Source organism: Photorhabdus aegyptia, from assembly GCF_000612035.1.
In the GTDB taxonomy this organism is placed as follows: Bacteria; Pseudomonadota; Gammaproteobacteria; order Enterobacterales; family Enterobacteriaceae; genus Photorhabdus; species Photorhabdus akhurstii.
Genome location: NZ_JFGV01000014.1, coordinates 1 through 11738 on the forward strand (window position 1 = coordinate 1; position 11738 = coordinate 11738).

Here is an 11738-nt window from a genome sequence, read left to right on the forward strand (position 1 = left end):
CATAGCCTGTTCCTCCCCGGAGCTGTTTCGGCGTGCACCAAAACATTGCTCCTGGAACAGGCTTCATGTCAATTTCTTATCCAGAATTCGGGTTAGGTATAGCTTAGCGATAAACGGTGACATTTTACAGAATAGAGCTCTATTCAGCCCTAAAATATCGGGCTGAATATGATCATTTTAAGAGTGAAGAAATTTCCTTATGAGAAATGCAATATCCCTTGTTATTGACAGAGAAGAATTAATCAACTTTTTTCTTCATCTAGCCAATAGATTTCAAATAATAGGGCTTACCCGGATTATAGAGTGGCCCCATGTCGATGGTCTCATCATTAGATTTAGCAACATAACCCATTCCTTCTCTGGCCGCGTTCGCCAATAAACCACAATCCTGATCGCCTGACCAAGAAAATATACCGCCCAGTTTATTCTTAGCGACATACTCCGCTTTCTGTTTCACCGTGCGTGGTGTATCTAATGAGATAAAGTGTCCTGCTGTTTCACTAAACAAGAAATCGGCATCAGCATTGGTATCCGTCATTAGCACAAAGCCATTTTTCCCGGTCGCGAGGGTATGTTCGCTATCCAGATAATTATTAACAATATCAAAGAATTCAGGTGAGCCTTTTTCCATTGTTCCTAACGCATCGCCAGTTTTATTATATTCACGGGTTTCAAGCTTTGCTCCTTTGCCTGCACGACCATAGTTAGCATAACCTAAATGAATTTTCTCCAAAGGTATGCCAAGATCCTGATGTAAGTAATTGATAGCAACTTCCGCAGATAAATCAGACGCCCCTGATGGATCAGGATCTTTTGGCGAATAGAGATTAGTATGATGGCCGATATAAGGCGCCCATCCGGTACCAAAATAGTCGTAACTCATTAAATAAATATTATCCAGACCATTCTTGACTAATTCGGCAATATTGGATGTCTCTAATTTCGTTTTTACACCACTACAAGCAATGGAGATCTCTTTTCTGTCCTCTCGCCCAAATCGGCTATCCAAAGACTCACGTAATTCTTTAATTAACAGAGCGTAATGTTCCCCATCTTTCGGATCGTAAACATTGCCATCTTCACCTGGGCTTCCGGGATATTCCCAGTCAATATCGACACAACTGAACATAGGAAAGCGCTCAAAAAAATCAACAATACTGTCAACAAAAACGCCACGTTTTGTTTCATCAGCCGCCATCACAGAGAAATAACCGGACATACTCCAGCCACCAATACTAAAAGCCAGTTCAAGTTTATGACCCGCTAAACGCGCCGTTTTTTGTAATTCGCGTAATCCACCTAATAAACCAGACGCTTTCTTTTGTTGATAAAAAGGCAGAAATGTTCCTGCGTTAATTTCAGTATTAGCACTTTCCTTAGGTAATCCCACATTACGGGCAGTCCCTAAATCACCATAAGGATCAAGAGGAACAATATGGCCTTCGGTAATTTTGATTTCACTCTGGCTATTCCAACCATCAGCAACTTCTGTAATCTTCTTCCCTTTTACACCAGTATCACCATAAATACCCAAGAAGCTGAATATTAATTTATCATAGGCAGTCACATTGATAGTGCTTAAATCAAATCCTCTTCCCCGCTGATCAGCGTCTTCATCTTTACCATCTAAGCGTGCATCATATTGGCACCAATCAGTAATATAAGCAGAAAGTTTTGGTCTGGATTTATCGCTTTCATATTCATTATACATCGGGCGACAAACACGGGTCGCAGTATAAGAAAGGTTGCCCGCTGAACCATCAGGTTTAAAATTAACATCCGGCCGTTGATAGGTTTGTTCTGTAATAGCATCCGGTTGTAAAACCGGTGAAGGAATATCTTCTGTCGGATCAACGCGCCCATCGGTAGGATTTCCGTGCTCTTTTATCTCTTCTTCCGTCGCTTGACGAATATATTTCCAGGCGTTGTGCGGTGTTCCCTCTTTAGCCGCAGGATCAGGAATATGCCAGCGCTCAACCCAATAGGTATTGGTATAAACACCACTATTAAAAATAACATTATAAACTTGGCCGCCTGCCTGATTTTTCCATGCAGTTAATGGTTCACCAATAATATCACTTATGTCGGACATGGATTTCGATGAGGTATAAGTATATTTGTTTACCATTTATAAACTCCAATGCGATTTATATTTAGCCTCCACATGGATAGAAGAGGCTAATTTGAATGTTAATGATAACAAGTAAGAATTTTAAATTCAGATAACTGATTCATTTAATTCTTAATTCCCGTCATGACAAATCTGGATTTTCCTTGCTCAATAACGCTTTAACAGCCGAGCCAAATGATGCAGATCCTTCTTGTGCGGTATATCGAATATGAAGAATCACATCGTTCAAACTTTCCAAATCCTGCGATGTATTGGTAAATTGGAAATTCCAACTCGATCCTACCCCGACTCCCTCAAAGGGTAAGAAACGCTCATCATCGAAATTAAGCGTAAACAGTCCGCTGTCATTAATACCCGTAGATAAAGCGATTTGTTGATTAGGTTGTATGCTGCGGGCCGTATAAGGCGTTTCCGCACGAGTTCCTTCTTTTAACATCTTTTCAACCGTTTTCAGATCTGCTTTGGTCGTATAACTGCTAACACCCGACAAACTTAATTTGGCGCAGATATCTTCATAAGGCCCAATTAACATAGGCAGCGTCACTGAAACTGATTTAATCCGCCGATTAAATAAACCCGTATAATCTGGAACAAAATGTCTGGTTTCATCCAAATTAAATGTAATTTGGTTATGCGATTTCAAGGCTTGAAGTTTTGTATCCCACTCCTCACCCAATAAAGATTTAAGCGAAATTGTTTTGATAATTTCTAATTTACGTGAATTTTGCTCAACATAAGTGCGTTCCATACGTTGCAACGCTAATTTCAGATTTTCACCGACCAACAGCCCTTGATAGAGATCATTCCAACTCGCGCCATCAATAAAATTCTGCTCGCCTAGTCCAAGTTCATATTGTAAAGAGGCTTGTGCGGATAAACACAACGATGAAACAGCATCATAAGCCTGCAAATAGAGACTTGAGATCTGACTAATCATCCAAGTATATAAACTTTCATTAGTAAAACGGCTGGAGAAATACGCCAACAACGCCTGAGATTGTTGTTGTTGTGCTTCAACTTGCGCCAAACGCTTACGTGCGGCACTGACCTGCAACTGCTGAATATTAATTTGCTGATCAATAGACTTTACTTCCCATTCAGCCTGTTTATATTGCAGTTCCCATTCTTGCCGACGACGGCGATAAGATTCAGAAACACTGAGGCTATCAGCTTTAGTACTATCAGACTGATGTTTCAAGGTTGCTATTTCAGCAACAGCATTTAAAGCAGCTCCCCAATGTGAACCCCCAACTGCCAAACCATAAATATTGGGAACTAAATCCAGCGCCGCCGCTGCCGTTCTGGATACTTGTGAAGCTAACAAGGCAGAAGATGCCTGAGCCTGTAATTCAATAACCTGCTGTTCCGTTGACGAAATATTTTCATCATAAAGACTTTTATAGTGTTCGTACCGCTCCTGAGCAGATTGTTTACTCACCTGCAACGCATCAAGACTGGCCTGATTAATATTAATATCTTGTTGCTGGAGGTCAACAGCAAAACGGTAGAGATCATTATTCTGAACCATCTGGAATGATTCAAAACTTAAATTATCTTTCCGTTCCAATAGGCTCAACAACGTGTTACCAAATTGTATCAACGTATCGACACCCGATTTCGCCCGCGCCAACATCGGTTCAAAACGATAATTTGGTACTCTAAAATTCATTCTGCTGGCATTTCTGGCAGCAACAACCCGCTGATAACGCTGATCCATTAATCCACGAGGAGAAATTTTCGAATCATAAAGATCCATAGAAATTTCTTTACCATCCAGCGTTAAATTATGCCGTAAATTGTAAATCCGGTTTTCTATTTTATCCCACAGGGCCGTTAACTCTTCATTAATCGGTTTCATAAAGAGATCATTATCCAGCGCACGAATAGTTTTATCATGAACCACCGGGGCATAAGGCAAAGGATAACTTATCATCTCCAATGCACGTACTGCGCTACTCTTCTTATATGATGCATCCTCAAGAGTTATTGGCTGCCAGGAACTGGCTAATTGGAGATCAGGACGCGCGCCTAATAATGAACTTGCCGTTGCATAGCTCAGACGTGCCACCGTTCTGGCAGTAGGCTGTAACTTGCGATATTCCATATCACCTTGATCGATAATATTCTTAACGTAGAAGTTAAAGATAGCCTTACGATAATGAATAGGTTCACTGGCAGAAATTGCATCAGGATCAGCCGGTTCTATCAAACTACGCAATCTTTTAGGCTCGTCAATAATCGGACGACTATTCCAATAACGCGGCTTATCCTGTTCCAACGCCGGTTCGTCATTGCTTTCAAAAGGATTAAAAATAAACTTAATCCAGCGGCTGGCTTCTTCATAACGCTGTTCGACATTAAACCGCCAGGCCACCATAAATGGCATATGGAAGAATAATTCCCAGAAATAAATACCATTTGCTCCTTTAAGGTCGATAGGTTTTGAAACATTGCCGGTAATCGGCTCTTCAGGAGTATTTTGCGTTTCCCAACTGAGAACTTTATCCAGTTTTTGACTCGCCTTACTAATTAACTCTTTTGCAAACAGGGTATTTAAACGAATCGCCTTGTCAGAATACCAACTTTCTAATGGTTCCTCTGGTTGCTCTTCTTTTGGAAATTGCAAATACTGAGTTTGTTTAGTCTGCTTAATTTGGATCTTGTCACGAAGCAATTTACCTACACTGAGTTTAGTTTTAATTTTACCAGCAACATCTCCCGTTTCTGACGGCAAACTAAAACCCGTAACAACTGTTACATCATTTCTATCACAACGGTTCAATGTGACACTCAGCGTTGGATCATAATTTTCTGGGGTAAGCACTTTATAATTCAACCAACAGCGTTCACCCTTGCTATCTTCCAACCAAATACAATAAAGGATATTTTTACTTCTGCTAAAATCATATTTATACGTTGAAGTGGACGTCAGATACATATTTAATGTCCCGTCAACATAAGTCGCATCCAGTTTGAAATCGTCTATTGTACCCAGTTGACCTTCAAATGTTGGTGGTTCGGCAATCGGCCATTTCATATTATTATTAACCGGATAAAGCACCAATTGCTTATATTCGTCCGGCCCGCCATTTGAGGGCTCCCGGAAATAGAACCAAACTAAAGCAGCGCCATATGCATCCAGATCGGATAGTGTTGAAGTGGATTTAGGCAAATCCGTTGCTTCCATTAATAAGTTGTCACAAACGTAGGTGAAAACTTCATCATAATCATAAGGTCCTGTTTTATCATCTATACCTTTCAAGCGCACAAATGCGACCAAAGCTAAGCGTTCAACGTCTCCGGTACGATCGAGAACCGCAATCAATTCTTTCATGGCGTGGTCAAGTAAATCTTCACGAACGGTAGTGCCCGTACTCCAGGTACCATCAAACGCTAAATGAGCCAAATTAAGCTTGGTACGATATTTAATACTATTATCTTTATCTTGTTTTTCTTCAGAAATTTCAAACCAACTAATATATAACCGGCTATTTAGGATAATTGGACGAACAATACCGTTATACGCATTTTCTAAAGGAACATTAATCAACTTCCACTCACTCCAGGCGGTAGGATAGAGTTCGTCAGTCTGATTATTACGCTGCTTGGCATCTAAAGTTCGCCAAAAATAACGGTAAGGTTGAGTTCGTGTTTTAGCAATGAAATAGGTTTTATCATCGGCAATATCAATACCATCTTCGTAGCCGGCAATAACCTCTAAATTACTGACCTCTTCGAAGTTATTCAAATAGCCTAATATCGCTTTCTGAGCAACATCATCGGTGAGCTTACCTTGATTAAGCGCGCTTTCAAGTTGAAAGAAGAATTCTGTTTTGGTTAAACGTAGTGTGGGATCAATATAAACTTCCGGGTAAATAGCCAGTTGTTGATTTGCCGCCCAATAACCATAACGATTAGCAAACTCCTGCCAATTATCTGCTTCTTCCTGAGTCATCGATAAACCTGACTCTAAATTCAAAACAATACGGTTAATATATTGTTGTACCGATTGGGTAACATGTGCGACACGGGCGGTTTTTACTTTAGAAGAAACTTGAGTGTCTAACAATAGAAAATCATACAAGTCATCAACATTTTGAATTCTTTCACGCAAAGATTGAAAAGCAGTATCATGCGGAACAATCTGACCAAGATAATAATCAACTAATGCATCACGCAAATTTTCCTGTAATTTTGCTTCAATTAAATTAGACATTCTCATCATCTCCTTGCGCTTTTAATGCAGCCATTACCGCTTCCCCGATACTTTGGAAAGCTTCAAAATCTGAATTAACATCAAGTGCGCCAGCACCTAATAAAGGCTCAACGGACAAATTAGTTTTCACAGAAAATTGTTGCAATCGTCGTATCCAATCTATTTGGGATAAGGTCATTGCACGTTCTTTCTCTAATCCTCCTTTCTTACAAGCAAGAGAAATTTCATCAGGGTCCCAATCTAAAATCTCAGCCAGTAATTGCGCACATTTATAATTGTCATTATCTTCTTCTGTTGTCTTCGGTGAAGTTTCACTGTTAGCAAAAGTAAAATATTCTTGAATTTTATCTTCATTTTGTTTCGCATTTTCCAGTAAATCCTGATAGCGACTTAGCAGGAAAATTTCATCTAATGATAATGATATTTCCGTTGTTTCATCTATGTTTAGCCCAAGCCATTTAGGATTTGTTAAGCGCAACAACAATAGATTATTACCTATGTTCAACCCATTAATTAATTGGGTATAAACTAACAGGCTATAAGTCAAGTCCAGAAACTCTTGTTTAATATCTTCAACTTTTTCTGGCGTATTATCCAATACCAATTTCAGTACTGAATAGACACTACTGCCTAACCAACGCAATTGTAATGGCACAATATCCCTTGATACCCCATATTCGCCCGCAATAGCGCTAGATAATAGACTCTCTTGCGCGGTTTTAGCTTGCAATATGATCTGCACAACAATATTAATTTGATTATTATCTGGATTTATCCCTTTCTCCTTTACAATATCTTCAATCTCTTTCCTTAGAGATTCTTCATCTGTTTTTCCCCATACCAATGGAATATCTTTGATTAAGCCGTTATCTTTATCGAAAACGCCATTTTCATCTGACAGAACGCTCCACCAATCTATATTATTTATTTCTTGCCGATTAAAATCAGATTCTTGTAAACGTACATTATCAGTTAAACCATCAGAAATTCCCTTATAAAAGGTTAACATACCACTGGTTGGCACCACGGGAAGCTGAGTTTTACCTAATAATAAGGAAAGTTTGATCGGTGTCAGTTTTGTTTTAGTCAACCAAGAAGTCAGAACTTCCATTTGAGCAATAACACTGAGGATGTCATTTTTCTCTCCTAAAGCCGGTATATTTGCCAGATATTCATTTTTATCTGTTAAAATATCCGCCAGAATTAACCCATCTTCCGCAGAAAAACCAAATAATCGTGGAATAGTGACCAGGCGATAAAGTCTGGAGACAACATCAAGATTACGTACCAATTTGCCAGAAGAGAGTTTCAGCGCTTTCTCAACGATAGGCGCAATCACTTGAAATGTGGATAACGAAATGGCTAATCCAGCACACAATTGTTTAACTGTTTTCGCGCCTTCTCCTTGATTTTCTGCATAGTTAAACTCTTTCCCATCCAGAATTAAAGGTTGGTCGAAAAGTTTAGATTGATTAAAAACTTGATCAAAAAATGGAATATTATTACTGATAGCAAATGGCGTAATTTTATATATCCACCCAGAAAATGTTTCCGGTAATACTTTATATTTTGTCGATAAATGGCGGAATAGACCTAATGATCTTAAGGTATTATTAGAGATAGCCAAATCGCTATTATTGGGTTCAGCTTTTATTGCTGAAGTTACCAGTAAATCAAGTTGATGATAAGGCAACTCCAACCAACGCTGTAAACGAATAAAACGATTCATTCGATCATAACGAAAATCAGAAACTGCATCTATTTGGCGTCCAGAGTCCGTTCTCACAATGCTTAATGCATCTAATTGCCCGGCATTTATATAAACACCACCATAGTGATAAGGTGCTGGAAAGTGTTCCGGTGTTTGTCCACTATCGAAAATAGGGTTAGAGAATAGCACATTTGGCGAAACTAAAGGCCGGAAATCACCACTACTAAACAAATGTTCGAGATCTGTCACTTTCGATCCTGTTTGTTGACCAAAAGATAGAATTTCTTTTAATTTCACACTGTCATCTGCGGAAAGGCCATAATTATCCTGGAAGAATTGTTCGGCTTCCGGCAATAATTCTGCTTGCGTAGTGCCTTGTTTAGCAATCGCGAAGCGGTAAGTCATGGTCAGGAAGTTAATACCTTCAATATTTACCGAAATACTATTTGTGCTCTCTTTTGGTATCGCAGCATAAACTGTCATTGCACCAAAAAAAGGACCATTATCTAAATTACCAATTTCACTATTATCGCCTTCTACATAGGTTAACTTTAATTGCCGACTAAATGGAGATGAATTATTAAATGGTTCCATCCTCGCTTTTACACGATTATAAGTCAGAATATTTTCACCACGAAGTTTAACTTTGATCGTCTCTTTCGCTTTATTTTCGCAAGTAATAATAATCTCGTCATAAGCTTTATCCACATTATTACTTAACAATGTCGGACCAGTAACATTACCATCAGCAAGAATAATATAAGCATGTTTTGAAATATCACGTTCAGGCAAGATTTCGGTTGTGCTGGTGCTGAAATAACTCTTAATAAGTTGTTCACGTGATAAAAAATTTTGCGCAAATGGGCTTTTCTCTGTCAGTAAAGTCATTTGCTCCTTACTCAATTGAGTATAAGCGAGCAAAGCCTGATCACGCTTTTCAGTTAATATATGCCAGGGAAATTGCTGATCCACTTGCTGAATAATCGTGCCTAATTCCGTCTCTTCTTCGGCCAAGCCTTTATTTATCTGTTGGGAAGGTAAACTATAAGGTAGTGTAAATGGAAAACGAGTCTCTCCCAAAACCTGATTAACCGGTTTATCCGCATGGCCCGTCTGATCAATATATTCCCTGGCACTTTTCGACAAAACATCATTCACAATAGAGATTGCTGTAACCTCTTTGTAAAGATTATCACTATTAAGTAATAAATCAGGAATATCAGCACGCCTTTGCTCCAATCCCACAGCACTATTGGAACCATCCAACTCTATTTGTTGTACAAATTTATAAAGATCAAGCAGGTAATTTACCGGACTATCAAGGGCCTCAATAGCGTCTGGCTGACAGAAATCATCCCAAGGTTCAGGAAATAAGTTGCTATAATCAGGCAATTTTTCTTTTTCGTTGGTATTGTCACCACTATAAAAAGAATATCTTGCCTGATGACTCGCTTCTGTCAATGATGCGCTATCGTAATCTCTCAATTGTCTTTGCCGATAACTTTGTACCAATTGATTAGCCGCACTCACTGCTTTATCAAAAATTGCCTCGGCATGACCTGATAAAGATTCGTTATGGCGTTTAATAAAACGCTGTTTTGATACTTCAATAATATCAAAAATTGAGTGATACCCTAGGCGTTGGAGTGTATTAAGTAGCGTGACAGTAGAATGGTCTTCCTTCTGTTCTGAATTTGCCAACATATAAGGTGTAGACAATATTGGCGATGCTGATGATTTTATTTCTGCCACCGCAACTAATAATGGTGATACTTTTGTTATATCCTGTTTTTCACGATAAATGCTTTTATATTTATCCATTGTATTATTCCCAACCTAATTAATCGGAAACACCTGAATAGCACAGTTATAGAGACTATAACCACTTTAAATAATGAGATTTTTTTAACGCATAAATTCAATTTAATTTACATGCTTCACACTGTTTCTCTTTCGGTTTATCGTAAGAAGGAAGATCACCTTCAAAATAGAATGGGTCCATTTTGATAACTTCTTTAATTGCTTTACGACCCAATCCTTCATGAGCAGCATTTGTTAATAATCCATTATCTTGATCACCAGTCCAAATAAATAAGCCACCTAGCCCTTTTTCTTTAACATAGCGACCTTTTTCTCTGACTGAGCGTGGCGTATCTAATGACATAAATACTTTTAGATCTTTATTGTAAAGATAATCAGCTTTGGCAATCGGATCATGGAAAACCGTATAGCCATTACGACCTATTTGATTTTCATAATCAATATAGTTATAGATAATATCTGTCCATTCAATTACGCTGTATTCGAAACTCCCTACTGTGGATGTTCCGTCAGTATATTTCCCAACTAGCTGTTCATTATCCTGACTCTCTAACTCCGCAGTTCTGGCATTACGAGTATAACCAGAATAACCGATATAGATAAATTTCTTATTAATACCTAAAGAGATAAGATAGTTAACTGCATCATCGACTGAATATTTAGAATATTGGTCATCCTTATTGCGATAAAGATTAGTATGGTGAGAAAGTTTTCCGTCACCCAATGTAAAGAAATCATAAGTCATTAAGTTGATTTCATTAACACCAGCGGCGATCAATTCTGGAATATGTGCTGCTTTAATTTTTTCTACATCAGCAGAAGCGGCAATACTAATTCCTTGCAAATTACTGATATTTGCATTTTTTAAATCCTTAATAAGCTCAGCAAAATACTTATAATCATCTTCATCAAATTGATTACTTTCCCCCGCAGAGCCAGGATATTCCCAGTCAAGATCAATGTGGGTTAGCATGGGAAATCTGGTGTATAAATCTTTAACCCCCTCAACAAACCGTTGGCGCAGTTTCTCATCACGACAAACTTTATAAAAAGCACCACTCATTGACCAACCGCCAACACTGACAGAAATTTCCAGATCTGGATTTTCTTCTTTAAGTAAACGCAACCCTCCTAATACCCCTTGGGCTTTATCTTGCTGATATAAGTCTACAGGATTGCCTGCCCACTGAGTAAAACCACAATTAAGATAAGCTGCAACATCTGCCCAAGGATCAATTGGAATAGGTTTGCCTTCGTGATTCTCTAAAATATCTTGTTCGGCATCCCCCATTTGCCATCCATCTTTGCCCGCAGCAGCAATGATAGTTGCTCTCTTCTCTCCGGTATCACCGATAATACCTGCAAAACTAAAGATAATTCTTTTAAACGGCTTTCCTTTGTCTTTATCGCCCTTAAGGCGCATTAAATTAGCGCCTCTGCCACCATACTTTTTAAAATCATCTTCGCTTGCTGTGTCAATAAAACGTGCATCATAGATCGACCAATCAGTTAAATAACAGAAAACACCAAAATCATCTTTCTCCTCGTAAGTATTAAAAACAGTTTTAGCAAGCCTTGTCGGTGTATACGATAATAATCCATCGGTTGTCTTAGGATCAAAGCCATTTAACCGATAAGTTTTTTGCGCCGCACCCTCTTCCGAATCCTTAACCTTGTATGGATCAGTTTCATACACCAATTGGCTATCTGCTTTTGGTTCATTTTCACTTTCACTCATATCTCACTCCACTAGCGATACAATTGTTTAAACATCAGAGAGTTAAATCATGGCAACCTACGCCAGAATTAAGTAGATTCCTATAAATATTCAGATTAGAAACCATTCACCAAGAATACCT

The 11738-nt window shown here is 38.6% G+C and carries 4 protein-coding genes; all 4 read right to left on the reverse strand.

Annotation, left to right across the window (positions count from 1 at the left end):
- Window positions 1-259: 259 nt before the first annotated feature.
- A complete protein-coding gene (locus BA1DRAFT_RS06075) occupies window positions 260-2128 on the reverse strand; it encodes a glycoside hydrolase family 18 protein (RefSeq protein WP_036777102.1) in 1869 nt (622 codons plus the stop codon).
- A gap of 124 nt (window positions 2129-2252) precedes the next feature.
- A complete protein-coding gene (locus BA1DRAFT_RS23480) occupies window positions 2253-6347 on the reverse strand; it encodes a Tc toxin subunit A-related protein (RefSeq protein WP_036777104.1) in 4095 nt (1364 codons plus the stop codon).
- Complete coding sequence (locus BA1DRAFT_RS06085; protein WP_036777106.1) at window positions 6340-9879, reverse strand: Tc toxin subunit A; 3540 nt, start codon at window positions 9877-9879, stop codon at window positions 6340-6342. Before BA1DRAFT_RS06085 ends, BA1DRAFT_RS23480 begins: the two co-directional genes overlap by 8 nt.
- A gap of 97 nt (window positions 9880-9976) precedes the next feature.
- Window positions 9977-11617: a glycoside hydrolase family 18 protein gene (locus tag BA1DRAFT_RS06090; protein WP_036777107.1), complete on the reverse strand. Its 1641-nt coding sequence runs from the start codon at window positions 11615-11617 to the stop codon at window positions 9977-9979.
- Window positions 11618-11738: the final 121 nt, after the last annotated feature.